Source organism: Nocardia fodinahabitans (genome assembly GCF_052983615.1).
Window position 1 is genome coordinate 7,394,194 of the sequence record NZ_JBRJJC010000001.1, and the last position, 26,842, is coordinate 7,421,035.

General features: G+C 68.6%; 24 protein-coding genes and 1 riboswitch. Of the genes, 8 read left to right on the forward strand and 16 right to left on the reverse strand.

The window, feature by feature from the left end:
• Positions 1-80: 80 nt before the first annotated feature.
• The gene (locus tag NV348_RS34885; protein WP_447150744.1) at positions 81-2,462 is read right to left on the reverse strand and encodes a beta-glucosidase family protein; all 2,382 of its coding nucleotides are present in this window, start codon (positions 2,460-2,462) and stop codon (positions 81-83) included.
• Positions 2,459-3,310, reverse strand: a complete 852-nt coding sequence (locus tag NV348_RS34890) for an alpha/beta fold hydrolase (protein ID WP_447150745.1) — start codon at positions 3,308-3,310, stop codon at positions 2,459-2,461. Before NV348_RS34890 ends, NV348_RS34885 begins: the two co-directional genes overlap by 4 nt.
• Before the next feature lie 142 nt (positions 3,311-3,452).
• Between NV348_RS34890 and NV348_RS34895 the strand changes: the two genes are divergently transcribed.
• Positions 3,453-4,055 carry a TetR/AcrR family transcriptional regulator gene (locus NV348_RS34895; protein ID WP_447150746.1) on the forward strand — a complete coding sequence of 201 codons (603 nt, stop codon included), beginning with the start codon at positions 3,453-3,455 and terminating at the stop codon, positions 4,053-4,055.
• A gap of 50 nt (positions 4,056-4,105) precedes the next feature.
• Here the strand turns inward: NV348_RS34895 and NV348_RS34900 are convergent, their stop codons facing one another.
• Positions 4,106-5,125 (reverse strand): hypothetical protein, encoded by a 1,020-nt coding sequence (locus NV348_RS34900; RefSeq protein WP_447150747.1) that lies wholly within the window; start codon positions 5,123-5,125, stop codon positions 4,106-4,108.
• Positions 5,126-5,261: 136 nt separating this feature from the next.
• On the reverse strand, positions 5,262-6,068 hold the full coding sequence (locus tag NV348_RS34905; RefSeq protein ID WP_447150748.1) for a sigma 54 modulation/S30EA ribosomal C-terminal domain-containing protein: 807 nt from the start codon (positions 6,066-6,068) through the stop codon (positions 5,262-5,264).
• Positions 6,069-6,322: 254 nt separating this feature from the next.
• Between NV348_RS34905 and arsA the strand changes: the two genes are divergently transcribed.
• Positions 6,323-8,098: an arsenical pump-driving ATPase gene (arsA, locus tag NV348_RS34910; protein ID WP_447151214.1), complete on the forward strand. Its 1,776-nt coding sequence runs from the start codon at positions 6,323-6,325 to the stop codon at positions 8,096-8,098.
• A gap of 149 nt (positions 8,099-8,247) precedes the next feature.
• Positions 8,248-8,688 carry a hypothetical protein gene (locus NV348_RS34915; RefSeq protein WP_447150749.1) on the forward strand — a complete coding sequence of 147 codons (441 nt, stop codon included), beginning with the start codon at positions 8,248-8,250 and terminating at the stop codon, positions 8,686-8,688.
• Positions 8,689-8,790: 102 nt separating this feature from the next.
• Here NV348_RS34915 and gnd read toward each other — a convergent pair whose 3' ends face one another.
• Positions 8,791-10,236: an NADP-dependent phosphogluconate dehydrogenase gene (gnd, locus tag NV348_RS34920; RefSeq protein WP_447150750.1), complete on the reverse strand. Its 1,446-nt coding sequence runs from the start codon at positions 10,234-10,236 to the stop codon at positions 8,791-8,793.
• A gap of 165 nt (positions 10,237-10,401) precedes the next feature.
• Positions 10,402-10,498, forward strand: a riboswitch (TPP riboswitch).
• Between gnd and NV348_RS34925 the strand changes: the two genes are divergently transcribed.
• The 4 genes from NV348_RS34925 (at position 10,489) to NV348_RS34940 (ending at position 13,825) form a co-directional block, all read left to right on the forward strand.
• Positions 10,489-11,196: a TenA family protein gene (locus tag NV348_RS34925; protein ID WP_447150751.1), complete on the forward strand. Its 708-nt coding sequence runs from the start codon at positions 10,489-10,491 to the stop codon at positions 11,194-11,196. Its footprint overlaps the riboswitch before it by 10 nt.
• A 29-nt stretch (positions 11,197-11,225) precedes the next feature.
• Positions 11,226-12,215 (forward strand): ABC transporter substrate-binding protein, encoded by a 990-nt coding sequence (locus tag NV348_RS34930; protein ID WP_447150752.1) that lies wholly within the window; start codon positions 11,226-11,228, stop codon positions 12,213-12,215.
• A gap of 1 nt (position 12,216) precedes the next feature.
• The gene (locus NV348_RS34935; RefSeq protein WP_447151215.1) at positions 12,217-13,044 is read left to right on the forward strand and encodes an ABC transporter permease; all 828 of its coding nucleotides are present in this window, start codon (positions 12,217-12,219) and stop codon (positions 13,042-13,044) included.
• Positions 13,037-13,825, forward strand: coding sequence for an ABC transporter ATP-binding protein (locus tag NV348_RS34940; RefSeq protein WP_447150753.1), 789 nt, complete (start codon positions 13,037-13,039; stop codon positions 13,823-13,825). Before NV348_RS34935 ends, NV348_RS34940 begins: the two co-directional genes overlap by 8 nt.
• 33 nt (positions 13,826-13,858) lie before the next feature.
• On the opposite strand, the gene NV348_RS34945 is transcribed toward NV348_RS34940, so the two are convergent.
• The 10 genes from NV348_RS34945 to NV348_RS34990 all read right to left on the reverse strand — a co-directional run bounded on the left by NV348_RS34945 (position 13,859) and on the right by NV348_RS34990 (position 23,373).
• Positions 13,859-14,341 (reverse strand): nuclear transport factor 2 family protein, encoded by a 483-nt coding sequence (locus NV348_RS34945; protein WP_447150754.1) that lies wholly within the window; start codon positions 14,339-14,341, stop codon positions 13,859-13,861.
• A 113-nt stretch (positions 14,342-14,454) separates the two neighbouring features.
• The gene (locus NV348_RS34950) at positions 14,455-14,955 is read right to left on the reverse strand and encodes a hypothetical protein (protein ID WP_447150755.1); all 501 of its coding nucleotides are present in this window, start codon (positions 14,953-14,955) and stop codon (positions 14,455-14,457) included.
• Positions 14,956-15,012: 57 nt separating this feature from the next.
• A complete protein-coding gene (locus NV348_RS34955) occupies positions 15,013-16,446 on the reverse strand; it encodes a hypothetical protein (RefSeq protein WP_447150756.1) in 1,434 nt (477 codons plus the stop codon).
• A 224-nt stretch (positions 16,447-16,670) separates the two neighbouring features.
• Positions 16,671-17,501, reverse strand: a complete 831-nt coding sequence (locus NV348_RS34960; RefSeq protein ID WP_447150757.1) for a helix-turn-helix domain-containing protein — start codon at positions 17,499-17,501, stop codon at positions 16,671-16,673.
• Positions 17,502-17,655: 154 nt separating this feature from the next.
• Positions 17,656-18,519 (reverse strand): universal stress protein, encoded by an 864-nt coding sequence (locus tag NV348_RS34965; protein ID WP_447150758.1) that lies wholly within the window; start codon positions 18,517-18,519, stop codon positions 17,656-17,658.
• 49 nt (positions 18,520-18,568) lie between these two features.
• Positions 18,569-19,414, reverse strand: a complete 846-nt coding sequence (locus NV348_RS34970; protein ID WP_447150759.1) for a universal stress protein — start codon at positions 19,412-19,414, stop codon at positions 18,569-18,571.
• 214 nt (positions 19,415-19,628) lie between these two features.
• The gene (locus tag NV348_RS34975; protein ID WP_447150760.1) at positions 19,629-20,579 is read right to left on the reverse strand and encodes an acyl-ACP desaturase; all 951 of its coding nucleotides are present in this window, start codon (positions 20,577-20,579) and stop codon (positions 19,629-19,631) included.
• Between the two features lie 71 nt (positions 20,580-20,650).
• Positions 20,651-21,337: a sigma 54 modulation/S30EA ribosomal C-terminal domain-containing protein gene (locus tag NV348_RS34980; protein ID WP_447150761.1), complete on the reverse strand. Its 687-nt coding sequence runs from the start codon at positions 21,335-21,337 to the stop codon at positions 20,651-20,653.
• A 258-nt stretch (positions 21,338-21,595) separates the two neighbouring features.
• Positions 21,596-22,972 (reverse strand): FAD-binding oxidoreductase, encoded by a 1,377-nt coding sequence (locus NV348_RS34985; protein ID WP_447150762.1) that lies wholly within the window; start codon positions 22,970-22,972, stop codon positions 21,596-21,598.
• A gap of 38 nt (positions 22,973-23,010) precedes the next feature.
• A complete protein-coding gene (locus NV348_RS34990; RefSeq protein WP_447150763.1) occupies positions 23,011-23,373 on the reverse strand; it encodes a cupin domain-containing protein in 363 nt (120 codons plus the stop codon).
• A 143-nt stretch (positions 23,374-23,516) separates the two neighbouring features.
• On the opposite strand from NV348_RS34990, the gene NV348_RS34995 reads away from it, so the two are divergent.
• Complete coding sequence (locus NV348_RS34995; RefSeq protein ID WP_447150764.1) at positions 23,517-26,399, forward strand: ATP-binding protein; 2,883 nt, start codon at positions 23,517-23,519, stop codon at positions 26,397-26,399.
• Here the strand turns inward: NV348_RS34995 and NV348_RS35000 are convergent.
• Positions 26,396-26,689 carry a DUF4242 domain-containing protein gene (locus tag NV348_RS35000; RefSeq protein WP_447150765.1) on the reverse strand — a complete coding sequence of 98 codons (294 nt, stop codon included), beginning with the start codon at positions 26,687-26,689 and terminating at the stop codon, positions 26,396-26,398. The genes NV348_RS34995 and NV348_RS35000 overlap by 4 nt on opposite strands.
• Between the last annotated feature and the right edge of the window lie 153 nt (positions 26,690-26,842).

The window sequence follows — 26,842 nt, forward strand, 5'->3', positions numbered from 1 at the left end:
CCGGTCCCGCCACTCCTCGTCATCCCGGAACATTCGCGGCCGGGATGACGAGGAGGGCTCGCCGGGTGGGCGAGGGGTGATCAGATGATTTCCGCGGTGAGCGGGAGCGCGGAAACCGAGGTGCCGATGTGCAGGGTGAACGCGCCCGGTTCGACGGCCCAGCCCTGTTCGGTCCAGTGCTCGAAGGAGCGCTGCGGCAATTCGATGGTGGCGGTGACGGTTTCGCCCGCGTCGGCCTCGACCGCGGCGAAGCCCGAGAGCCAGCGCACCGGGCGGTCGATGGCACTGTCCTCGCGGGACAGGTACGCCTGCACGACCTGGCGGCCCGAACGCTCGCCGGTATTGCGGACGGTGACGGTGGCGGTGTGGCCGGCCACGGTCAGGTCCACGAGCTCCCAGCTGGTGTAGCCGAGACCGTGACCGAACGGATACGCCGGGGCCACACCGGATTTCAGCCAGGCACGGTAGCCGATGTGAATACCCTCGGTGTACGGCAGGGCATTGTCGGCGGCGGGCTTGGTGTCCAGTACCGGCACGTCGGCCATGACCCTGGGCCAGGTGGTGGGCAGGCGGCCACCGGGTTCGGTCACACCCGTGAGGACATCGGCGAGCGCATCGCCGAATTCCTGACCCGGGAACCAGGCCAGCACCACGGCGGCCACATCGTCACGCCAGGGCATCTCGACCGGCGCACCGGCATTCACCACCACGATGGTGCGCGGGTTCACCGCGGCCACCGCCGCCACCAGTTCGTCCTGGCGGCCGGGCAGCGATAGATCCGTGCGGTCGTAGCCTTCGGATTCGATCGCCTCGGTGGTGCCGACCACGACCACGGCGACTTCGGAGTCGCGCGCCAATTCCACTGCGGCGTCGAACTCTTCGTCGACGGAACGGCGCGGGCGGCCGATGCCGAAGGTGACGCCCATGGCGGGCAGTCCCTTGTCGAGGGCGGGAACCAGCTCGATGAGCACATCGACCTCGTCGCCCTCGGCGAGGGTACGGGTGACCCAGCGCTGCGGCGGATTCAGCAACATCTCGACCGGATCGCCGCCCTCGGGGAAGACGGTCTCGCTGAGCACGGTCTCGCCGTCGATCTCCAGGCGCAGTGTGCCGACGCCCGCGAAACCGATTCGCCACTCCCCCGCCTCGTCGGCGCGCAGGCGACCACGGATCTCGAAGGACTTGGCCTGCATGGCGAACGGCGTGCCGAAGAGCATGAGAAGGCCCGCGGTGCGGTGCTCGGAATCCAGGACCGTCTCGCCGTCGAGGAAGCGCAGGTTCACGCCCGCAGTGCCGGTCTCCGGATCGGTGACCAGCTCCATCGGCACAGCGATCATGTTCTCGTTGAGGTGAACGCCCGGGGTGTACACCACCGGCAGCACCTCGCGCAGACCCTGCAGCGGCGAACTCGTGTGCGACGGAACAACAGTCGAGCTACCACCGCCACCGAATCGGGGGTGGGCCGCGGCCGCGCCCAGCAGGGCGACTTGAGCGGGCTTACCCAGCGGCAGCACACCGTCATTGGTGGCCAGCACCATTGCCTTGGCGGCGGCGTCACGCACCAGTCGGCGGGCGGCCTCGTCGGTGAAAGCCGGCGGCTGCTGTGGGGTTCCGTCGAGCGCGCCGACCCGCTGCGCGAATCGCAGGATGCGCCGGACCTTGTCGTCGATGGCGGCCTCGGGCACCTCACCCTTGCGGACGGCCTCGACCAGCGGCGCTGCCCAGAGTTCCCACGGACCGGGCATGGCCAGATCGGTGCCCTTGGCGGCACCCTCGGTGGAGCGCACGGCGGTCCAGTCCGAGACCACCACGCCGTCGAAGCCCCACTCGCCCTTCAACGGCTCGTCCAGCAGCGGGTTTTCGGTCATGGTGACGCCATTGACCGAGTTGTAGCCGTCCATGATCATCCACGCGCCCGCGTCGACCGACCGCTCGAACGGATACAGGTACAGCTCGCGCAAAGTGCGGTCGTCGACGATCACATCGGCGGTGAAGCGCTCGGTTTCGGAGTCATTGGCCACGTAATGCTTCGGACACGCGCTGACGCCGTGACCCTGAACGCCGGTCACATAGGCGGCGGCCATCTCACCGGTGAGCATCGGATCCTCGGAAAAGCATTCGAAATGCCTTCCGCCGAGGGGAGATCGGTGCAGGTTGATGGTCGGGCCGAGCACCGCGTACGCATTCTTGCGGCGCGCCTCGGCGGCGATGAGCCCGCCGATCTCGGCCAGCAGATCGCGATCCCAGGTGGCCGCCAGCGCCGAGCCCGACGGCAGGCTGACCGAGGGGTCGCGCTCGTCCCAAGTCTCGCCGCGCACACCGGAGGGGCCGTCGGAGACGGGCATCTCGGCCAGGCCGATGCTCTCGTCGCCGGCGAAACGGAAGATATTGGATCCGGAGATGAGCCGGATTTTGGCCTCCAGGTCCAGCTCGGCCAGGAGGACGCCGATGTTGTCGGTCATGCCAGTTCTTTCCAGAAGTTCACCAGATCGGCCGTTACCTGTGCGGGGACATCCTCGTTCGGCACATGTCCGACACCCGGGTACACCGCGGTCCTGGCCTGCAACTGTCGAGCGAATTTTTCGTGGACCTCGGGGTCCCACAGGTCGTTCGTGTCGCCGTAGGCGACGAGCAGCGGCACTCCGGCATCGCGCAGCGCGGCGGGATCGGCCAGCGGCGGGGTCTCCATGCACCGCAGAATGCCGAGGATGTTCGCCTTCTTCGTCTGCACGAGACGGCTGTGCAGGAATTCGGCGCGCTCGGGCGACGGCGTCTGCCCGGCGGCGGCCATGGCATCGCTCATCTGCTGCCAGAGGAATTCCTGGCCGGCGGATTCCACCACCTGCGCCACCAGTTGCGGCGGCGGGAACTTGATGTCCTCGACGGAGGAAGGGCCCGAAGCCAGCAGCGTGAGGCTGCGGAAGCGTGCGGGCGTCTCGACCACGGTGACACGGGAGACGTAGCCGCCGAAGGAGTGGCCGACCAGGTGCACGGGCGCGTCCGGCGACACTTGATCGACGACGCCGTGCAGGTCAGCGACGAAGTCGGCCATGGTGTAGCCGGCGGTATCGTCGGGCCCCTCCGACTGCCACTGGCCGCGCTGGTCGTAGGCGACCGCGCGATACCCGGCCGCCGCGAGCGGCGGGAGCAGGAATTCGAAGTCTTCCTTGGAGCCGGTGAAGCCTGGAACCAGCACCACGGTGCCGAGGTTCGGCGTACCGACCGGCGGGGTGACCTCCCATCCGGCGAGCGCACCCCCGCCACCCCGCAGCGTGATCGATTCGATCGGCGCCTCAGTGCTCCGAGTCATCGGCGGTCCTTCCCACGGTCTTGTACGGCAGGCACGAGTGTGCCAGTAGACAGCCAGTCCACCGAGTGGGCACTCAGTTACGTTATCGTCTTGTTATCTTTCAGATGTGCAGGCGCCTTTGTTCGGACTACTCTCGCTCCTCATGACGCCGCATCCCCAACGCCGGAGACGGGGCGACGACCGCCGCGAGCAGATCATCGACCAGGCGCTCGCCAGCTTCGCCGCAAACGGCTATCACAACTCCTCGATCGCCGAGATCGCCACGCGCTGCGGACTCTCGCAGACCGGCCTGCTGCACTACTTCCCGAACAAGGCGGCGCTCCTCGCCGCGGTCCTGGCCTACCGCGATCGCCTCGACTACGACCGCCTCGGCATGGACCGGCAACTGCGCGGCAAAGACGCTCTGCAACAACTGGTTCGCCTGGTCGAGCACAACATGCACGTCCCCGGCCTGGTCCAGCTCTTCACCGTCGTCACCAGCGAAGCGGTCACCGTCGACCACCCCGCCCGCGCCTGGGTGGTCGATCGCTACCGAATCCTGGAGACCTACTTGGCCGACGCGCTCGATGGCGGCGTCACGGACGGAACCTTCCGCGCCGACATAGACACCCGCGCCGTAGCCCGCCAGATCTCCGCCATGATGGACGGCCTGCAACTGCAATGGCTCCTCGACCCCGAACGCGTCGACATGGCGGAACTCTTCCGCACCTACATCGACGACCTGACCATCCAGCTTTCGGCCTGACCTGGTGCCCCACAACGCTTCCTCGCCGGCCGAACCTGGCGGCCGGTAGCTCACCGTTCCGGGTCGGTGTCGACTCGCGACGCCTGACCGCGCCCGGCCGCCGTCAGCGCGGTCAGCGCCGCGCAACTCACCCATTCGTTCGATGACCGGTGACTGGTCGGTCCCCAGCTGACCAGCGAAGATCCACCGCCGGGGTGCGCGGAGCTGACACGATAGAACTTTGCCTCGGCGGGAAAGCCGCCGTCGGTCAACCGCTTCGCCTCGAGCGCGTCGAGAGCCTCGGTGCAGCGTGGATCGTTGATCAACTCGGACTCGGCCAGCACGGTCAGTGCGAACAGGATGTCGTAGTGCCAATAGCACGGAAAGTGCAGCAGGAGAAAGCTTCGATCGATGACGGAGCCGTCGGCGCGGCGACGGAACAGGCGACGTCCGAGGAACAGCTCGGAGGCGCGCAGGACCGCCTCGCGGGCATCGGGATGTCCGGTGGTGCGGGCATAGACGTTCAGGCCCCGCAGCGGGACCAGGCTCTCACCGAACGACGACACGTGACCGGTGGCTCGCCGATCGCAGTTCCAGCCGCCGTCGGGCCACTGAGCACGCAGCAGACGAGCGACAAGGCGATCGACCCGCTCGTCGGCGAGCCCCAACCGCAGCAGCGCCCAGACCAGGTTTCCGTCGATCGATGCGTGCAACGTCGGCAGATCCCGTCCCCGGACCCGGCCGATATGTCGCCGTTCGTACTCCGGCGAGAGCACCCAATCCAGTGCTTGCTCACGCAACGGCACCAATGACTCGTCACCCGCCGGATACCCGAGTTCGGCCAAGGCGACAAGCACCCAATGCGCACCGCGCCATTTCGCGTTGTAGGGGTGCAAGGGCAGCGTGCCGTCGGCGACTCGCTCGGAGAGCAGCAGCCGGACACGTTCGCTCCCCGGTACCGCTGCGGTCGCCGCGGCGACCGCGGGATCCCGAGGTGTCAGACCGAGCACACCGACGAGCGTGCGCCAACGGATGGACGGCTCCCCGGAGCGGAGGAGCCGTGCCACGATCGCGTCCGGTTCGACCGGCACTCTCAGCGCCTTCTCGTGGCCGTGAACCCGGTCGGCTCCACCACCGGTGCCGTTCTCGTCGCGAGAACCGTCACGACGCACCTCCCTTGCGATCGGCGGCGCGCGCCGACAGGCCCGCCACGTCGATGATCGGCATCTACACCACCGCCGGTGTGAGCAGGCCGTAGTGCCCGTCGTAGCGGTGGTACAGCACCCGGCCGCGGCCCCGCTCCGGGTCGCGGAAGAACACGAACGGCCACCCCGTCACCTCCAGCCGATCGACGGCGGCGTCGACACCGAGCACCGGTGCTCGCGCGGAACTGATCGAGACAGGTACCACCCCCTGGCTCACCTGATCGGGCCGTGGGTCGAGTTGGGCCAAGCGAAAGCCCGTCGGTCCCGACCGATACAGCACGCTGTCGACGCCGCTACCGGATTCGGTGAACAGATGGAAGTCGTAGTCCAGCAACGACATATCGAATGCCGCCTCGTCACACGTCTCCTCCGCCAGGGCGAACGACTTGCGGCGCAGAACCTCACGCTCCTCGACGGGGCGGGGGAAATAGGGCAGTCGTGGCCGAGAGGGGCCACCATGGTGCCAGCCCGCCGAGTCCGCGGGCTGGCGGTCACCGCCACGCTGTGCTTCCCAGCGCCGTGACAAACGCTCCAGCCGCACACGCAACCGCTCCGCGAGCGCATCGATGGCTTCGCGCGTAGTCGCGGCCGTGACCTGGACCCGCACCGCGACTCCGGCCATGTTCACATTCGCTTGCGCCACGATCGGATCGACGGCCGCCGGGTCCCCGTGACCCACGAGCCGCACCCGCACCGCCAGGACCGGCTCCGATGCATACCGCAATGCCCACGCGATCTTCTCCCGGGCGTACTCCGTCGCCGCGGCGGACACGTGTCGCCCCAGCGAGATCCGAACCCCCGTGTCCAACGACTCCGTGTTCTGCACCATCGCGTTCTCCTTCTGCCTCACCTGATCAGACTCACCGAGCCGAGCACGGGCGGACAGGGCCCCAATGCCGGTGCACTCAGCGCATTGGGCACAGATACGGAGGACTTTCGTCACTCGCCCCGGCACACGGTCGGTGAGTGTGTGCCGGGAGTACGAATTCGCCCACGAGGGGACCAATTGCTCTGTGATACTCCGCTGCTCCAGCAGGAGGGTGGATGGCAGGTCCCCACCTACGAAAGGCCGTCATGACCGAGATGAGCTTCGCGACGGCGCCGCCGCGTTTCCTGTTCTTCACCGGCAAAGGCGGGGTCGGCAAGACCTCGATAGCGTGCGCGACCGCGATCGAACTGGCGGCCCACCGGAAGAGAGTGCTACTGGTCAGCACGGACCCGGCCGCCAATATCGGTCAGGTCTTCGGGCTGTCCATCGGTAACACCATCACCGCGATTCCCGCCGCCGCAGGTCTGTCGGCACTGGAGATCAACCCCGAGCAAGCAGTCGAGCAATATCGTGAACGCATCGTCGGTCCGCTGCGCGGTGTGCTCTCCGACGCCGAGGTCGAGTCGATCACCGAGCAATTGTCGGGTTCGTGCACTACCGAGATCGCCTCGTTCAACGAGTTCACCGAACTGCTCGCCGGCGCCGACGGCATGGGCGCCGAATTCGATCACGTCCTGTTCGACACCGCCCCTACCGGGCACACCATCCGGCTACTGCAACTCCCGGGTTCGTGGACAGAGTTCCTGGACACCGGCCGGGGCGACGCGTCCTGCCTCGGACCGCTGTCGGGCCTGGAGAAGCAGCGGGCCGTCTACGCCGCGGCGGTTGCGGCGCTGACCGACCCCCACCGGACTCGGTTGGTACTCGTCGCGCGGGCGCAGACATCGACCCTGCAGGAGATCGCGCGCACCCACCGAGAGCTCGCCGCGATCGGCCTGACCCATCAGTTCGTCGTGCTCAACGGTGTCTTACCGGCTCCCGCCGGTGACGACGACCTGTACGACGCCATCTACCGACGCGAGCAACAAGCCATCGCTGCCCTCCCCGCCGAACTGCGTGGACTACCGCGTGATGTGGTCGAACTCCAGGCGACGGATATGGTCGGAGTGCGTGCGCTGCGATCGCTGTTCGACCGGGCTGTGATCACTCGGCCCACCGGCGACCGGGCTCGCCCCGAGGACATCGCCGGCATCACGGCTCCGCTGGCGAATCTGGTCGACGAACTCAGCGTCCAGAGCCACGGGCTGATCATGTGCGTAGGTAAGGGCGGTGTAGGTAAGACCACCGTCGCCGCGGCCATCGCCGTCGCCCTCGCCAACCGCGGGCACCCGGTGCATCTGACGACCACCGATCCGGCTGGCAACCTCACCGAAACCCTGCACGGCTCGGTGCCGGGACTGCAGGTGTCCAGTATCGATCCGGTGGCGGCGACCCACGCCTACCGTGAACATGTGCTCGCTACCAAGGGCGCCGCTCTGGATGAGGAGGGACGTTCGCGGCTCGCCGAGGATCTGCGCTCGCCCTGCACCGAAGAAGTCGCGGTATTCCAGGCGTTCTCACGGGTCATCGGAGAATCACGCAAGAAGATCGTCGTCGTCGACACTGCGCCTACCGGACACACGATGCTGCTGCTCGACGCCACCGGCTCCTACCATCGCGAGGTTGCCCGGCAGCTGGAGAACTCGCGCTACACCACCCCGCTGATGCGCTTGCAGGACCCGGACCAGACCAAGGTCATCGTCGTCACACTCGCGCAGACGACACCCGTCCTCGAAGCCGCGGGCCTGCAGGCCGAGTTCGAGCGAGCCGGCATTCACCCTTGGGCCTGGGTGATCAACAACTCCCTGGCCGCCGCGCACCCGGCAAACGCTCTCCTGCGGCATCGCGCGGCCACCGAGCGCCCACATGTCGACGCCGTGCGGAACAAGTACACGCCACGCCTGGCAGTCGTTCCACTCCTCGCCGACGAACCAGTCGGGATTCCCGCGCTGGAACTACTCACCGAGCCGCGAGTCATGCTGCCGCGATGACCGAAACCCGTCACTGGCCTACGGGCCGAGCGCGCGGCTGGTCCTGGTCGACGCACGCGTCCTCCCCGTAGGCGCTTGTCCACCGGACCGGCCACGACGGCTGTCCGGATTGCGGCGGGCAGCACTACACCGGCGATAGCCTTCTGGCTATGACCGACAACGAGCAGCCCGCCGAGCGGCACCGCCGACCCGACGGCGTCGACACGGCGACCGTGGCCGCGGTGGGCAAGCTGTCCGAGGCGTTGGAGACCACCGAACGTGCCCGCGGGCACCTCTACAGCTTCCACCAGCTCACCGGTGGCGCCGATCTCGCCCTCGGTGAAGCGGTGGACATGCTGCGCGAAGCCGGTCACCACCAACTCGCCGACAAGCTCGCCACCGAGCTGGTCGGCCGCAACGTGCTGCCCGGCCGGTGGACCTTCCAGATCGTGGAGGAATACGACGAGGGCTACTACGCGCGTTTCCGGCAGATCGAGCGCGAGATCCGCGACGAGCTCGTCGATGGTCGCACTCATCTGTACGAGGCCGAGATGAAAGAAGCTCGCCGTTCCCACGGCAGGCCCGGCCACGAGGCCACACCGGACAGCTGAGCCCCGTCCGGACACCCGCAGGTCGGGATGGTCCAGTAACGCAGGAGGGGTTTCTGCCTATCGGGCTGACAGGATTTGAGCCTGCGGCTGGATGGCGGGCGTTCAGCCCGCGGTCACCTCGCTGCGGTCACCGCTCCACAGCGTGTGGAATTTGCCCTCTGCGTCGATGCGCTCGTAGGTATGTGCGCCGAAGAAATCGCGCTGGCCCTGGGTGAGTGCGGCAGGCAGGCGCTCCGCGCGCAGCGCGTCGTAGTAGGACAGCGAGGACGCGAACGCCGGGACCGGGATGCCGAGCAGGGTGGCGGTGGACACCACGCGCCGCCAGCTATCGATCGCCGTCTCGATGGCCTCGCGGAAGTACGGCGCGAGAATCAAGCTCGGCAGGGCGGGGTCCTGCTCGTAGGCGTCCTTGATCCGGTTCAGGAACCGAGCCCGGATGATGCAGCCGCCGCGCCAGATCGTCGCCAGGTCGCCGGGGCGCAGATCCCAGCCGTACTCGGCGCTGCCCGCGGCGATCTGGTCGAAGCCCTGTGCGTAGGCGACGACCTTGGACGCGTACAGCGCCTGCCGGATGTCCTCGGTGAACTGCTCGACATCGGTGGGCTTGTCGGCGAGGGTGCCCGAGGCGAGACCCACCGCGGCTTTGCGCTGGGCCCGGGAACCGGACAGCGCCCTGGCGAAGACCGCCTCCGCGATGCCGGTCACCGGGACCCCGAGATCGAGCGCGGACTTGACCGTCCAGCGGCCGGTGCCCTTCTGCTCGGCAGCGTCGACGATGACGTCGACCAGCGGCTTGCCGGTCTTCGCGTCGACCTGCGCGAGCACCTCCGCGGTGATCTCGACCAGGTAGCTCTCCAGGTCCCCGGAGTTCCACCGCGTGAACACGTCCGCGATTTGTCCGGCGTCGAAACCGAGCGCGTCCCGGAACAGGTGGTAGGCCTCGCCGATCAGCTGCATGTCGGCGTACTCGATGCCGTTGTGCACCATCTTGACGAAATGCCCGGAACCATCGGGGCCGATGTGGGTGCAGCACGGTGTGCCGTCGACCTGCGCCGCGATCGACTCCAGCAGCGGACCGAGCGACTCGTAGGACTCCTTCGGTCCGCCCGGCATGATCGCGGGACCGTTGAGCGCACCCTCCTCGCCGCCCGAGATGCCCGCCCCGACGAAGTTGAGGCCACGTTCGGCCATGGCGGCCTCGCGGCGGATCGTGTCGGTGTAGAGGGCGTTGCCGCCGTCGATGATGATGTCGCCCGGCTCCATCGCGGCGGCCAGCTCCTCGATGACGGTGTCGGTCGCCTCGCCGGCCTTGACCATGATCAACACGCGCCGCGGCTTCTCCAGCGCCGCGACGAACTCCTCGACGGTCTCGGTGCGGACGAAGTCGCCGTCACCGCCGTGCTCGGCGAGCAGCGCGTCGGTCTTGGCCACGGAACGGTTGTGCAGCGCGACGGTGTAGCCGTGCTTGGCGAAGTTACGGGCGATGTTGCTGCCCATCACGGCCAGGCCGGTGACACCGATCTGCGCACGCGCGCTAGAGGTCGACATTGATCAGCTCTCTTCGTTCGACGGGTCCGACGGGTGCGGAGGACGGCTTCCTTGGCAGCCAAGTTACTGGGTGCCGTTCCGCGGCCGGACACGTACCACCGTGACCGGGCTCCGCGCGGAACCGGGCGTACACCGCGTGTCGGGGGTCGCTGCTAGTGTCGGTCGAGTTCTGACACGGGGTGTCTCGCGACCGCGAGGCTGAGAACAGACCCGCTGAACCTGTTCAGGTAATGCTGACGAAGGGATGTCACGGTGTTGCCCGCCCACACCACGAATACAAGCCTGTTCACCGATCACCTCTGGGACCGGACCAAAGTCCTGCGCAGGGCGATCGACGATCTGGAATTCCTGCGGCACCTCGGCGCGGGCACGTTGCCGCTCGAGGTGTTCCGCACCTACATCGAGCAGGATTCGCTATATCTCACCGGGTACTCGAAGGCGCTGGCGATGCTCGCCGCCAAGTCGCCGGACCCGCAGACCGCGACCTTCTGGGCGACCTCGTCCGCGAACGCCGCCGCTGTCGAGTCGGCCATGCACGAGCAGATGCTCACCGGTGGCGCGCTGCCCCCGCGGCAGGGCGAGCCGGAGCACTCCCAGACGTGCCTGGCCTATGTCTCCTTCCTGATCGCCGCCGCCGCGACGGAGTCCTACGCCGTCGCCGCGGCGGCGGCGCTGCCGTGTTTCTGGATCTATGCCGAGGTGGGACGCGACCTCGCGGACACCGCGGCGAAGGTGATCGCCGCCGACCCCGACCACCCGTACGCCCAGTGGGTCACCACCTACGGCGCGGCCGAGTTCCAGCAGTCCGCGGCCACGGCTCGATCGCTGGTCGACGCCGCTGCCGAGTCGGCGAGCGAGCAGGAGCGGGCGGCGATGGCGAAGGCCTTCACCCACGCCGTGCGTTACGAGTTGATGTTCTGGGACACCGCCCTGCATCCGCAGCACTGGCCTGCCGCGTGAGCGGGCGTCTGCGCCGCGCGCTCGCGGTCATGGCAACCACCGTCGCGACCCTGTCGCTGCTCACCGCCTGCGGTTCGGGCGGCGGCTCCGACAACACCATCCGCTTCGCGCTGGACTGGACGCCGAATACCAACCACGCCGGGCTCTACGTCGCGGTGCAGCGCGGTTACTTCGCCGACGCCGGGCTGGATGTGCAGGTCCTGCCGTACAACAACACGTCGGTCGACACGATGGTCGATGCCGGAAATGCGGAATTCGGGATCAGCACACACAATTCGTCGACCTTCGCCCGCGCGGCGGGTGCGCGGGTCAAGTCGGTGCTCGCCCCGCTGCAGCACTGGGCGACCGGCATCGGGGTGCGCGCCGACCGTGCCGACCTCGCGAGGCCGAAGGACCTCGACGGCAAGACCTACGCCGGTTTCGGCGACCCCGGCGAGCTGGAGGCACTCCAGCAGGTCATCCGCAACGACGGCGGCACCGGCGATTTCACCTCGGTGACGCTGGGTTCGTCGGCCTACGAAGCGGTCTACTCCGGCAAGGCCGACTTCACCGTCTCGTATCTGGCGTGGGAAGGGATCGAAGCCGAACACCACGGCACCCCGATGCGGTACTTCCGCTACACCGACTTCGGTTTCCCGGACTCCTACGCGATCGTGATCGACGCCAACGAGGGCTGGCTGGCCGGGAACCCGGACCGCGCCGCGACATTCGTGCAGGCGCTGCAACGCGGCTACCAGTTCGCCGCCGACAACCCGGACGCGGCGGCCCAGGACCTCATCGACGCCAACCCGGGCGCGTTCAACGACGAGAAGCTGGTCTTCGAGAGCCAGCGCATGCTGGCCGAGCAGTTCATGAAGGACGCCCAGGGCCGGGTGGGCACCCAGACCGTGGAGCAGTGGTCGGCGAACTCCGGCTTCCTGTACCGGGGTGGTCTGCTGACCGGCCCCGACGGAAAGCCACTGACCGCCGAACCCGACTGGTCGACCTATTTCACCAATGAGTACCTCACCAACCAGTGAGCTGTCCGTAGCCGCGTCGCCGCTGCCCACCGCCGGCGACGACGACGGGACGGCCCGCTGGGCAGGGATCCGGTGGGCGGTGCCGTCGTTCGTCACGGTGGCGGTGCTCGTCGCGATCTGGCAGGTGTACGTCACGAGCAGCGGTGTCCGTCCGCAGGTGCTGCCGTCACCGCTGCGGGTCGTCCAGCAGGGGTGGGCGCACCGGGACGAGATCATGACCCACGCGGCCGCCACCTTGCAGGTGACGCTGGCCGGGTTCGCGGTGTCGCTGAGTCTGGCGTGGGTGCTGGCGGTGATCGTCGACTTCTCACCCTGGCTGCGGCGGGCGCTGGTGCCGCTGTTCGTCGCGTCGCAGACCGTGCCGATCGTCGCGATCGCACCGTTGATGATCATCTGGTTCGGATTCGGGCTCCTGCCGAAGATCCTGGTGGTCGCGCTGGTCACCTTCTTCCCCATGGCCATCGGCCTGATCGAGGGATTCGCCGCGGCCGACCGTGACGCGGGCGCGCTGCTGCGGAGCATGGGCGCCTCCCGGCTCCAGGAGTTCCGTTATGTGCGACTGCCGTCCGCGCTGCCACGGTTCTTCACGGCGCTGCGGATCGGGATCACCTATGCGGTCGTCGGCGCGGTGTTCGCCGAGTATGTCGGCGCGAGCGTCGGTCTCGGCATCTATATGAGCCTGCAGAAGAACTCGTTCCGCACCGACCTGGTATTGGCGGCGGTGCTGGTCACGGCGCTGCTGAGCATCGCGCTCTACCTGTCGACATTCGCGATCGAACGCCTCGTCGCGCCGTGGTCGCGAGCGCAGAACAGGAGCCGACGTGCCTGACGCCGAGGGCGACCGGATCGTCGTCGACCATCTCACCAAGTCGTTTCCGCAGCCCGGACGGCGCAGCCCGGACCTCGAGGTGCTGGGCGGGGTGTCGTTCACCGTGCGCTCGGGCGAGTTCGTGACCGTCATCGGGCCGAGCGGTTGTGGCAAGAGCACCGTGTTCAACATGCTGGCCGGACTCGAAACGCCCGACTCCGGCAGCGTCGGCTTCCGCGCGGCCGACGGCGAGGACACCGCGTCGCACTGCGCCTACATGCCGCAGAAGGACCTGCTGTTCCCGTGGCGAACAATCCTCGACAACACCATCCTCGGCTTGCGCGTCCAGGGTGTCCCGAAAGCGGAGGCCCGGCGCCGCGCCCGCGCACTGTTCCCGGTCTTCGGGCTGTCCGGTTTCGAGGACGCCCGCCCGTCCCAGTTGTCGGGCGGGATGCGACAGCGGGCCGCGCTGCTGCGGACCGTCGTCCAGGAGCGCGAACTGCTGCTACTCGACGAACCCTTCGGCGCGCTCGACTCGCTGACCCGCACCGAGATGCAGTCGTGGTTGCAGGAGGTCTGGCAGCGCTACCGGTGGATGGTCCTGATGATCACCCACGACGTCCGCGAGGCGGTGTACCTGTCGGACCGCGTGATCGTCCTGTCGGCGCGCCCCACCACGGTGCGCCACGAACTGCGCATCGACCTGCCGCGGCCACGCGGGCTGGCCACGATCACCGCCCCTGAATTCGTCGCGCTGGAGGAGGAACTCCTCGCGATCCTGCACGAGGAGTCGCGTCGGTGACGGGGCAATCCGCCCACCGTGGCGTGCCGGTGGTCAGTGCTCGAGCGAAGGATCCCAGCGGTTGGCGAGCAGCTTGAAGCTCGGGAGGTCTTCCAGCGAGGTCATCGCCTCGTAGATACGTTCGTAGCGCGTCGAGGCGATCCGCCACACCCCGTCCGGATCGCGTCGATAGGTGTCGGAATAGTATCCGCCACCACGGATCTGCACCTTCGCGCCCGGCACGAGGACGGTGTCCTCGAACGCCCAGGAGCCCTTCGCGGTATCGCCGTCGACATCGATCTCGGGATGGTTGGCGATGTGGATCGTGACGATCCCGGGCCCGAGGTTCTTACCCATGAACGCCACGACATCGGCCCGATTGTCGAAGTGCAGTGGCTCGGACATGGCCTGAGTGCCGTAGCGGGCGGACACGTCCTCGGCGAGGCAGTCCGCGAACTCGTCCCACAGCTTCAGGTCGAGTGTGCGGAAGTAGCGGTGCTTGAGACGCTTGATCTCCTCGATCGCGACAAGGTCCATGGCCGGAGTGTAGAACGTGTTCTAGATCGGGCACCACGGAATGCGCGCTTCGGTAGCGCGCCTCGCCCGTCGGCAATCCCGCCGCCGAGGAAGGGACGCCGACGCCGAATGGGCTATTTGAGGATGACGTTGACGACGATGACGACCAGTCCGATGGTGGTGTTGGCGATACCGACCCCACAGGCACCCCCTCGGGAGTATCCGCCCACCCGCGCCGCCACCACGCCCCAGCCGAAAAGGATCACCGCATTGAGGCCGAGCGCCAACGTCGTGTAACCGGGAGTCACCGACCCGTCGGAGTGGAAGACATCGTCGCTCCACCCCGCGAAATGCGCGAGCAACAGCACGATCAGCGTCGGCACGCACGCGATTACCAGCGGTATCCCCGTGAGCATGGTGCGACCGAGATCGACCCAGAACCCCGACCTGGAACCCGCCTGGTGAGTCGACACATGCTGGCCGTAGCTGCGCGTCACCGCCGCGATGGCCACACTCACCACGATCCACGCCGCCGCGTACATCGGCGTCTGATCAGGCGGAACAGCCGCCAGCATGACGCTGGCGAGGACAGTACCCACCACCCCGCCGTAGAGGTCGTTCACCTGTAGCTGCACATTTGCCGATGATAGGCGCGGCACGCATATACCTGTGCCGGGCTCCCCTGTGGCGGCTCAGCGGGGTGCGATCCGGAACAACCCGCTCATCGTGCCCTGATACAGGGTGCGGTCAGGGCTGATGGTGCCGACCATTTGCAGGGTGTTGTGCACGGCCGTCGCGCCGATGAGCTTCTCCGTGTCGATGCGCCCGGTGGCGGCGTCGATCACGGCGTAGCGGAAACTGTCGGTCACCCCGACGCTGCCGGTCGGGATGATGGTGTGGCGGGTGACGGTGTAGATCTTGCCGTCGGCCACCGACAGGCGCGGAACCGCCGCGGACAGAGCATCATTGGTCCATTTCACCTGGCAGCCGGAGCCGGTGACATCGACGCGGACCATGCCACCGGTGAACGGGGCTTGCGCGGGGTCACTGTCGCCCGCGCCCTCCGGTACCGCCGGATACGGGTATCCGTAGGTGTCGGCGACGAAAAGGCTGTTGCCGGAACCGATCGGCGAGTTCTCGGTGCCCTTGACCGCCGGCACCGAGCACACCGGATCGCCGCTGGCGGTGTCGAATACGAGCAGATTCTCCTTCGGCACGGCGTTGTCGGTGATCGCCACGTACTCGGTGCCGCTACCGGGGCCGAAGAAGGTGGGAGTGGCGCCGGTCCCCCAGGACAGCTGACCGGGCTTGCGGGCCGGACCGCGATCGTAGGCTTGGCGCCACACGATGCGGGGACCACCGGTCTCGTCCACGTCGACCAGGTACAGCGCATGCGTGGTCGCGATGGAGACGCCCTCGGGTGCCGTGGAAATGCTGTTGGCGACCTTCTCCCCCGAGCCGAGCACGATCGAGCGGGCCGCGCCGGTCGCCGGATCGTAGTACCCCGCCGCCGCGTTGTCGGTGGCGAACCACACCCGGCCGTCGAAGTCGGGCATGACCGAGCTCACCGCGTCGCAGTCCCCACCGCCGCAATGTCCGGTGACAGCCTGCGCGATATCGGTTTTCGTCTCGACGAAGACCTTCCAGTCATCACCGTCCTTGCGGTGGCCGATCCGCAACAACTGACCGCTGCCGTCGACGGTGACCATGCGGTCGCTGCTGTCGAGATAGGCGTACACGCCGCCGAGCAGACTCCCCTTGGTCAGATCGAGCGAGGCCAGCGGCTGTCCGGTGCCGGGGTCGAGCAGGAACACCTTCGGCGCCCGGTCGATGATCTTGGTGCACAACGCCTGCGGCATGCCGTCCGCGCCTTGCAGAATCGTCGGGCACGCGGCGGCGAGTTCGCGGAAGTCACTGTCGATGTTTCCGGTTCCCGGACCCGCGAACGGCGTCGCGTCGGAAGATTCGGCATCGCCGTGCATGGTCGCGGTTCCCGGCGGGCCGAGATGCGGATTCGCGGGCGGTAGCGAACCGAAGCCCGCGGCGGCGGTTCCGGTGGCGACCGTGAGCAACACGGTCAGGCTCAGCGCGGCGGTCGCGGCGATGCGACCCGACTTCTCGAACACGGGCGACTCCCTGATTCCTGATGTCGACGCGCTCGCTCATCGAAGAACTCGTCGCGAAACGAATATTCGAACGAACTCAACCGAATATTCGGATAGCACGCAGGGTAGGTGAGCACGGCTGCGATAGCAAGGACCCTGCGCGGCGGGGAGATTCGATCCCGATGACGCGGCGGAAGGGGAGCCACCTGGGAGTCGACGAAGGAATCGATGTGAGCGGAGACGCGTCAGCGTAGGCCGGACAGCGCTTTCGCCGCCGCGATCACTGCGGACACGTAGCGGTCGCGTTCGGATCGGGTCACCGCCGAGCGCATGGGGCCGACGATCACCTCCGCCGAGGCGATTCCGTCCGGGCCGATGACGGGGGCCGAGACGTAGCTGATCGGCAGTGCCGCCTCGGTATCGAGTTCGCCGGGGCGGTAGGCGGTGCCGCTGATCTCGCCGAGCAGCCCGAGGACCCGTTCGCGCAACGTGCGGCTGACCGGGTCGTGCGCCAGGTGTTCGACGACGTCGGCCAGGACGTCGAGCGTGGCCACGCTGCGAGAGTCGACCCCCCACACCGCGGCACCGACGCTGTGGATGTCGGCGAAAAGCCGCCCGTAATCCGCCCGCTCGTCCGGCGCGGCCGCCGCGAGCCAGGCTTGCCGGACCGGATCACCGGAGTGGGCGACGAGCGTCGCCGCCGCGGGCGGAATGAGCGGCAATCGGGTGCCGACCGAGATGCCGGCCGGGATCCGGCCACGGTTCTCGACGACCTCGGTGAACCGGATCTCGGCGCCGTCGACCACGACCAGCGCGACTCCGCAATCCACTTCGCGCGCCAGATCTTCCAGCACAGCGCGCAACGAGGAACCCCCGGCGAATTTGCCCCGTTCCCGGTCGGCGGTGCGCAAGAACGCGGGGCCGAGCTCATAGGTCAGGTCGCCACGCCGGCTCACCCACTCGCGGCTGCGCAAGGCGGAGAGCACATTGCCGACCGTCGAGCGACTCAGCTCGAGATGATCGGCGATCTGCGCCGAGGTCTGCGGCGCGTCAGCGCCGGCGAGAAATTCGAGCACGGAAACGACTCGATGCGTGGGTGGGGAAGCATCGCCGGGCTCCGCCCTGTCCGATGGCACCGAGCCTCCCGCCGCCTGAGTGGAGTAGATATTCGCATAATAGGGCACAACTATCCAGATCCCAGCGGCCGAGGCAGGCCCCCGCTCGGTGGCCTCACCGGCGGTGACCGACGAGCAGCAGCGGTACCTGGGTGTCATGCAGGACTGCCCTGCTGACCGATCCGAGGGTGTTTCGGGTGAAGCCGCTGCGGCCGTGGCTACCCAGGACGATCAGCTGGGACCGCGTCGACTCGTCGAGCAGTCGCGGGACCGGATCGGCATGGTCCACCACGCGGGTGACGGCGACGTCGGGATACTTCTCGTGGAGGCCGACGAGTTGCTCCGACAGCAGCCGGCGGCAATGTTCTGGCATGTCAGCCCAGCTGATACCAGGGTCGGGCTCGGCCCACACGAACAACGCGACGAGCCCGACTCCACGCAGGGACGCCTCCTCGACGGCATGGTCGAGAGCGCGACTGCTACCTCGTGAGCCGTCGACGCCGACCAGCACCGGCAGATCCCGCACCGCGGCGGGCGAGCCGGTATCCGGCACCACCGCCAAGGGGCACGCAAGACGGCGAGCGAGCACACCGCTGACCGAACCGAGCACCGTGCGTTCGAACCTGTCGAGACCTCGGCTGCCGACGACGATGACCTCGGCCTTGCGCGCGCGGCGCCGCAGCGCCGCGACAGGCGATGGCCGGACCAGGAACCGGTGGACGGTGAGAGGTCCGGCCGCCGACCGGGCGACGCGTTCGGCCGTCGCCAGCCCCGCCGCACCCTCGTCGTGAAAGCGCTGGTTGTGCAGACCCACGACGCCCAGTCGCTCCCCGAGATCCCAGCCCGAACTCATCGCATGGACGAGATGCAGCGGTGCCTGCCGCAGCGCGGCGGTCTTCGCGGCCCATCGGACGGCGGTCAGCGCCGCGTCCGAGCCGTCGACGCCGACCACGACGGGGGCAGCATGACGTGCCGGCATCTCATGGCCTCCCTCTCACGATCGACGGGCAGTGCTGGTGCCGGGATCGTCAGTCGGCTCCGGCTCCGCACCGGGCGACGATCAGCGGGCAGGCCACGCCGTGCAGGACCGCCTGGGCGACCGATCCGAGAGTCATCCCCGAAAACCCTCCCCTGCCGTGGCTGCCGACCACCACGAGTTGCGCGGTGGCGGACGAGTCGAGGACCGCTCTGGCGGGTTTGTCTTCGACCACGACGCGTCCGACCTCCACATCGGGGTACTTCTCGGCGTACCCGGCCAGACTCTCGGCCAGCAGCGCCTCACCTTCGGTCTGCATGATGGCGCGGGAGTCGTACCGGAAGAACTCCGACCACGCGTGGACCGCGACCAGCCGGACACCGCGCAGGCAGGCCTCCTCGAACGCGATCGCGACCGCGTCGGCACTACACGCGGAGCCGTCGACACCGACCACCACACTGCCGCCCGGATCGGCCTCCTCCTCGGGAATCACCGCCACCGGACACTCGGAGTGCCGCGCGAGCGATGTGCTGACCGATCCGAGCAGGGTGCGTCGGATCGCGCCGTGCCCTCGGCTACCGACGACGACCAATCGCGCCGACGCGCTGTGATGGCGCAGGGCCGACACGATCGTGCCCGTGGCCACGACAGTCTCGATCGGGATGTCGATCGGCCCGACGACCTCCGCGGCGGCCGCGGCTCCCGCCGCGACCACGGATTCGCCGTGCTCACGCAGCCTTTCCTGGTCGAAGAGCGGGCCGGAGAGTCCGGGGCCGTACTCCACCGGGACATCGATGACGTAGACGATCCGCAACGGCGCGCGGTGGTGCGCGGCGAACCGCGCTGCCCAGCGAAGCGCGGTCGACGATTGTTCGGAACCGTCGGTTCCGACGACCACAGGGCGATTCCGATCGGCATGCAGGGTCATGGTTCGCCTTTCTGTTTCCCGATCGAGACCGGCGGTCATGACGAGCATGGCCTTTATCAGCCGGTCCCTTCGGTCTCCGACGTGAGCGACAAGACATCCGACACCGAGCCGGGCGAAAGCCTCGCCGATCCCCACACTATTCCCGGCGTTCTGCTTTTCCTCGTCAGTATCGCCCGGACAGGCGCTACGCCTTCGCCCGGGCGAGCGCCCGATCCCGTTGCTCCTCGAACCGGGGAACGCGGGTGCTTTCGAGGTCGTGCAGGAAGTCCGCGAGATCGTCGCGTGCCCGCTCACCCACCGGACCGAAGTCGTCGCGCTCGAAGATCCGCCAGTGCCGCAGGACCGGTTGGAGCACCTCCTCCAGATGCTGGCGCAGGTCGTAGATGCCGTGCTTGGCCATGAGGACGCCGTGGCGGCGGAAGTTCGGCATCCCGGTGCCGGGCATCCGGAAGTTGCGCACGATGGCCGCGACGGCATCGATGGTCTGGTCGGGCGCCAGATCCAGGGCGGCTCCGCAGAGGGTGCGGTAGAAGATCATGTGCAGGTTCTCGTCGGCGGCGATCCGGGCGAGCATCCGGTCGGCGACCGGATCCGCGCACACGGCTGCCGTATTGCGGTGACTGACCCGGGTGGCCAATTCCTGGAACGACACATACGCCACCGAGTACAGGAATCCGGGCCCGCCGGCGACGTCCTGGTCGGTGGGCGCGCTGAACCCGGCCCCCATATGCGTCATCCGGTCGTTCTCGAGCGCGACCGGGTCGACACCACGAGTCACGACGAGATAGTCACGAAGGACGATGGAATGGCGAGCTTCTTCGGCAGTCCACCGGCCGACCCAGGTCCCCCACGCACCGTCGCGGGAGAAATTCTCGCTGATCTCACGGTGATAGGAAGGCAGATTGTCCTCGGTCAGCAGGTTCGTGATCAGCGACGCTCTGGCGACCTCGGACAGCGTGGATTGTCCTGGCTCCCAATCGATTCCACCGAGGGCGGCGAAGTTGCGGCCGACGTCCCACGGAACATAGTCGTGCGGATGCCAGTCCTTGGCCAAGGCCAGGTGCTTGTTCACCGCGATCTCGGCAACTGGCTCGAGTTCGGTGAGGATCTCGCGTTGGGTCAGCAGGCGTGCCACTGTCGTTGTCCACCTTTCGATGTCGAGGAAGGGATTCACCAGGTCCGGGTGCGCCGTCGCGGGCCCCGGAATCAGCGAGGGGTGAGCAGAGTCAGGTCGGCGTCGTATCGGCGATAGAGCAGTTGGCCACGCCCGCGACTGGCGTCGGTATAGAACAGGAACGGGAGCCCGTATTCGGCCACCCGGCTCATCGCCTCGGATTCGGCGAGTACCGGTGCACACCGAGGGGTCAGGATGATCGGTGGGATGTCCGCGCCGAAACCGCCGCATGGCGGACGGAGCTCACGTTGACGAGCCAGGCGCACTCCGGACGGTCCGGCACGATAGACGACAGCATCTTGGCCGGTCTCGGCATCGACGAACAGATGCGCGTCGTAGTCCATCGCGTCCATCACCTGCGCCGCCGCAGCGGGGCCGCACCTGGCCGGAACCACCGTCTTTCGGCGTGCCAGCCGTCCCGGCGCCGCCACCTCGAGGGCAGGCCGCGCCGGATCCGGCCACGGGCGGGGCCGCCAGCTCGACCCCCGACGGGTCAGACTCTCTTCGACCCGGGTGACAACCGGCAGCGCGTCGCCCGGACCGCTCGTCGGCACCTGGATTCGGGCTGGCCCGCCGATACTCAGATTGACCTGCACCAACATCGGCGGATCACCGCCCTGCGCGCCGGCGATCCGCAGCCGGGCGCCACCGGTGACACCATGCTTGCGAAGCAGCCGGGCGACCGCTCCGGCAAAGCGCTGACCCTCGAGTTTCGGCACGCATCCGGCGGCGCGTACGGCTATCTCGGGGTATCTCGTCGACGACCACGCTTGCGATATCGGTAGCAACTCTTCGTCCTCAGCTCGTGCACTCGCACCACCGAGGTGGTGCCGACCCACACCCACCCTGCCGCGGCGGTCGATATCAGTGCAGAGCCGACGGTCCATCCGCCCAGGGACTTTCGTCGTTTTTCGAACTCCCGCCGAGGTCGGCCGGGCCTACCGTCGGCCCGGTTCACTCGGGGACCGGTGGTGGCCCTACCCGGCCGGTGCGATGTTCTGATTGAGATGAAACAGGTTGGCCGGGTCGTAGGCCTTCTTGACCGTCGCCAAACGGTCGTAGTTCGGGCCGTAGTTGGCGCGGATGCGGCGCTGGTCGTCGGACGCCATGAAATTGATGTAGCCGCCGTCAGCGGTGTGCGGCTCGAGCGCGGCATAGTAGTCGCGCACCCACGTGATATTGGCTTCGTTGTCGGCCGGATCCGGCCACATGCCGGCGATGACCGGAGCGAAGTTCACGTTTCGGTAGGCGAACGCGGTGGCGTCCGCCGCGACGTCGTGGACGGCGCCGTCGATCGGGTAGAGGTGCATGGTGGACTGCATGGCGGGGACCCGGGGACCGAACGCGAGGTGGGCGGCGAGGGCGCCGTCGGTGAGCTCGGGCTGGAACGCCGCCTTCCAGTAGTGCTGCAACCCGGCGGGAAGCAGCGCGTCGAAGGCGCTGTTGAGGGCTGGGTAGGGCATCCGGCCCACGTGCTCGGCGACCGGCGCCGCGACCGCTCGCAGGTCCGCGAGCAGCGCTTCGCCCTCCTCGTCGCTGCCGTTGAAGCACGACACCAGGAGCAAGAAGGGCGCACCGACCCGGTCTTCGGGGATGAAAGGTAGCGGTGGGGCGATCTGGAACGCCGGGAAGGCACCCATCGCGCGCGGAGCCGCGGCGATCCAGTCGCGGTAGGTCCGCAGCAGTTCTTCGGCGGCGTCGAGCTCGAAGAACATGGGTCCGCCGTAGATGGTGTCCACCGGGTGCAGGTCGAACTCCATGTCGGTCACCACACCGAAGTTGCCGCCGCCGCCGCGCAGTGCCCAGAACAGGTCGGGGTGCTCGGTCGCGTTCGCGGTCACGAAGGTGCCGTCGGCCAGGACGACATCGGCGGACCGGAGATTGTCGATGGAGAGCCCGTAGGCGCGGGCGAGGTAGCCGATACCGCCGCCGAGAGTCAGGCCGGCCACACCGGTGGTCGAGATGATGCCGCCGGTGGTGGCGAGGCCGAAAGTGTGCGCGGCGTGGTCGAAGTCGCCCCAGGTGCAGCCGGCCTGCACCCGGGCGGTCCGCCGCTCGGGATCGATGCGGATACCCTTCATGGCGCCGAGATCCACGACGATGCCGTCGTCGACGGTGCCGAAACCCGGGACGCTGTGCCCGCCCGCGCGGACGGCGAGGTCGAGTCCGCTCTCCCGGGCGGCGTCGACGGAGGTGCGCACGTCGGCGACATCGACCGCGCCGACGATCGCGAGGGGTTTCCGGTCGATCATCCCGTTGTAGACCGAGCGAGCCTCGTCGTAGCCGGGTGACTGCGCCGTGATCACCTCGCCGCGGACCGCTTCGAGCATGGTCAGTGCTGGCGTGCCGTTCATTTCTGCTCCCTGGAGGTCGGGTCGAGCCGAGGTGACGATCAGCCGAACAAGCGCAGTACGTGGTCGTGGAACTGACGCATCTGCGCCACCGGTCCGACCTCGAGGAAGACCGCTCCCCCGGCGGAGGTGGCGGTGTGCCCGGCCGGCCAGAAGTAGACCTCGCCGGCGTTCGCGGTCTCGACCGTGCCGTCGGCGTGCTCGAGTCGCAACGACCCTGCCAGCACGATTCCCCAGTGCGGGCTGGGGCAGCGGTCGTCGGGAAGGCCGTGCAGGACCGGGCCGAAGTCGGTCCCGGCCGGCACGCTGGCGTGCCGGATCGCCATGTCGCCCCACTCGATGTACCGGGTCACCAACTCGCCCTGGGCGACCTCGATGGGCAGGTCCTCGATCGTCGTTGCCATGGTGTGCTCCTCGCTCGGCGTCAGCTGTGACGCTACGGAGAGCCGGCGCTGGGCGCCTGACCTGATCTGATCGAATCGGCGCGGTCGGGAGGGGGTCAGATCGGACTATCTCGGTGGGCGTCGAATCCGGCTATGGTCGAGAAGTGACGGAATCGGCTCCGCCGAGAAGTGACACGGCCTTTGTCGGTCGTCGCGCGGAAGTCGCGCGGCTCGAGGCCGTCTGGGCAGCGGTCGAGGACGATCGGCGGCAGGTCGTCTTCGTGGGCGGCGAGCCCGGCGTCGGCAAGACCCGGCTGGTGAGCGAGGCGGCCGCGGCACTGCGCGCGCACGGTGCCGCGGTGCTGTGGGGCGCGTGCCGCGAAGACCTCGACATTCCGTACCGCCCCTTCGTCGCGATTCTCGAGCAGGCGATCGAGCAGACCCCGCCGGAAGTCCTGCGCGGTATCGCCCCCGCGGCGGCCGCCCCGCTGCTGCGGCTGACCACCCGCGTGGCGCGGTACTGGCCGTCGGCGGAACCGAATCCGGGTGACCGAGACTCCCGGCCCGCCCTGTTCGATGCTCTCCTGCGGGTATTGCTGGCGACCGCCGAGCGCCGTCCCCTGGTGATCGTCCTCGAGGATCTGCAGTGGGCCTCGGAACCGACATTGGCGATGCTGACGCATCTGGTCGAGTCCACGGCCGGCGAGCAGCTGCTCGTGCTGGCGACCCTGCGGACGACCGCCCCGGACCGCACGGATGCGGTCAGCTTCGCCCTCGCGGATCTGCATCGCCTCGACGGTGTCGCCCGGATCGACCTCGTCGGGCTCGGGACCGAGGATGTGGTCGAGTACCTCGTCCGGGCCGCCGGGGTGTCGTGCGAGGCGGCGAGGTCGGCCGCGCCGGTACTGCGTGACCACACCGGCGGGAACCCGTTCTTCCTCCAGGAGTACTGGCACGACCTGGCGAGCCGCGGTGGCCTGGCCGCGGTACGTTCCGGCGTCGCCGCACCCCGATCGGTCCAGGATGCGCTCGCCCGCCGGCTGGCGGCCTTCGACGCCGACCACGCGCGCGTGATCGAGCTGGCCGCGGTCGCCGGCGACGTCGTCGACCCCGAGATCCTGGCCGACGGCCTCGACTCGACCGAGGTCCTCGCGGGGATCGACTTCGGCGTGCGCGCCGGACTTCTCGTCGCGGGTGCGGCGGACGGCGGCTATCGATTCGCGCACGCCCTGGCCCGCCAGGCCGTGCTCGACCGGATGTCGGCGGGCGATCTCGCGGCCGCGCACGCCCGGGTCGCGCTGGCCGTCGAGCAGCGGGACCCGACGCGGGTGGCCGCGCTGGCACATCACTATTTCCGGGCCCGCGCCCTAGGCTACGCGGACAAGGCGGTGCACTATCTGGTGCTCGCGGCCCGCCAGGCCGAGCGTGGCATCGCCCATCGCGAGGCGGCGGTGCTGTACGAGCGCGCCGCGCAGGTGCACGTCGCGCACGGACCGACCCGGGTCGAACTCCTCTCGGCGGCGGCGCGCTGTCATCTGCACGGTGGTGACTTCCCGACCGCCCGTCGGCTCTACGAGGAGCTCGCCACGGATGGGGACCCGCGCGTCCGGCTGGCCGCCGCCATCGGGCACGAGAACGCGTCGTGGCGGCCCTCCGCGAGTGGTCAGCGCTCGCTGGCGCTGCTGAGCGAGGCGCTGAGCGCCGCCGCGCTGGATCACGACGATCCGCTGTCGGTACGCGCTCGCGCGAGCATGGGACGTGCCGCGTCGTTCACCGGCGATTCCCGGCGGGCCCGCCGGATCGGCGAAGATGCGCTGGCGCGTGCCAGGGCCATCGGCGATGCGGAGCTTCTCGCCCATGCCCTGAGCACGACGCTGTGGCAGGGCATCCGCCCGGACCTGGCCCCCGAGCTGCTGGCCCGGGCGGTCGAGCTCAACGAGATCGGGGCGCGCCTCGGCGACGACGACTACCGGGGTCCCGCCGCGTTTCACCGTGCGGTGTTCGCCTACCTGCTCGGCGACGAGGCGGCCTGGAGTAGTGCCCAGCGCGATCTGACCGAGCTGGCGCTGGCCCGAGGTCAGCCGTTCTTCCGGTATGTCGCCGGATGCTCGCGCTGCGCGCACCGGTTCGCGGTCGGCGACTTCGCGGGCACCGAGCGGATCAGCGACTGGCTCGACGACCAATTCGCCCACGAGTTCGGCGGCGCCACCGAGGGATCATGGGGTGTGCAGCAGTTCATGCTCCGGCGGGTCACCGATGGCCTGGAGCAGGTTCGTCCGCTCGTCTCCGGGCACGAGAGCTTCGACGATCACTGGTTGCCGGGCCTACTGGCCCTGTACACGGAGCTGGAGATGTGGCAGCCGGCCGCGCGCGTGCTGACCTACCTGTGCGACCGGCTGGGCGATCACCGTTTCGGCGCGCAATGGGCGGGGGTGCTGGCATTCGCCGCCGAGGCCGCGGTCGGGCTGGACGACACCGCGGTGGCGGCGACGCTGCGCCCGTTGCTGGCCGAGTACACCGGGGCCAACCTGATGGCAGGCGCCAGCGTCGCGGTGTTCGGCAGCGCGGATCGCTATCTCGCCGAGCTCGACTCCGTACTCGGCGCGCGAAGTGCCGACCAGCACTTCGAACGCGCTCTCGCGATGGACCGACGGATGGGCGCGGTGACCCATCAGGCCGAAACGCTGGCGGCGTGGTGCAGGCACCGGCTCCGCCACCCCGACGCCGGGCCCGGACCTGCCGCCGCCGACCTCGCCACCGAGGCGCGCGCGCTGGCCCGCCGGATCGGACACCGCCGCATTCTGCGGGATCTGGACGCGGACCCGGCGCCCCGCGCCGAGCGCGTGTCCCTGCCGAACGGGCTCACCGACCGCGAGGTGGACGTGCTCCGGCTGGTGGCCGACGGTCTGTCCAACCGCGAGATCGGCGAGCGTCTGTTCATCAGCGCCAACACCGCCGCCAATCATGTGCGCAGCATTCTGATCAAGACGGCAGCGCCCAATCGCACCAGGGCCGCGATCTTCGCCACCGAGCACGGACTGCTCTAGCCGGCGACCGACCCGTCCGCCGACAGCGGCGCGAAGGCGCCGTCCGGCGTGAGTGTGCCGGACAGTTCCATGATGGCGTCGGCCGGGATGCCGGCCCGGACCGCGGCGGCGCGGATCGCGTCGACGTTGTCGGCCTCGTACAGGCAGAACGTCTTGCGTTTGTCCAGCGACAGGAAGGAACTGAGCCAGCGCACGCCGAACTCGTCGTTGACCCGGTTGATCTCCGCGGCGGTCTCCGGAGCCACCTCGAGCTGTTCGGCGAATTGCCGCTCCACCATGAATACCGGCATCGACTGCGCCCCTTGATCGTGCTCGGGCGGCGGCCCCACACGGTGCACCGGTCCGAACGGCGGTCCCCGATCTCAAGGTACCAAGGTCGCCCTGCGCTGTTCAACGTTCCGCGCAGCTCGCGGGACCGATCTCGAGCCGTCACGACGGCCTAC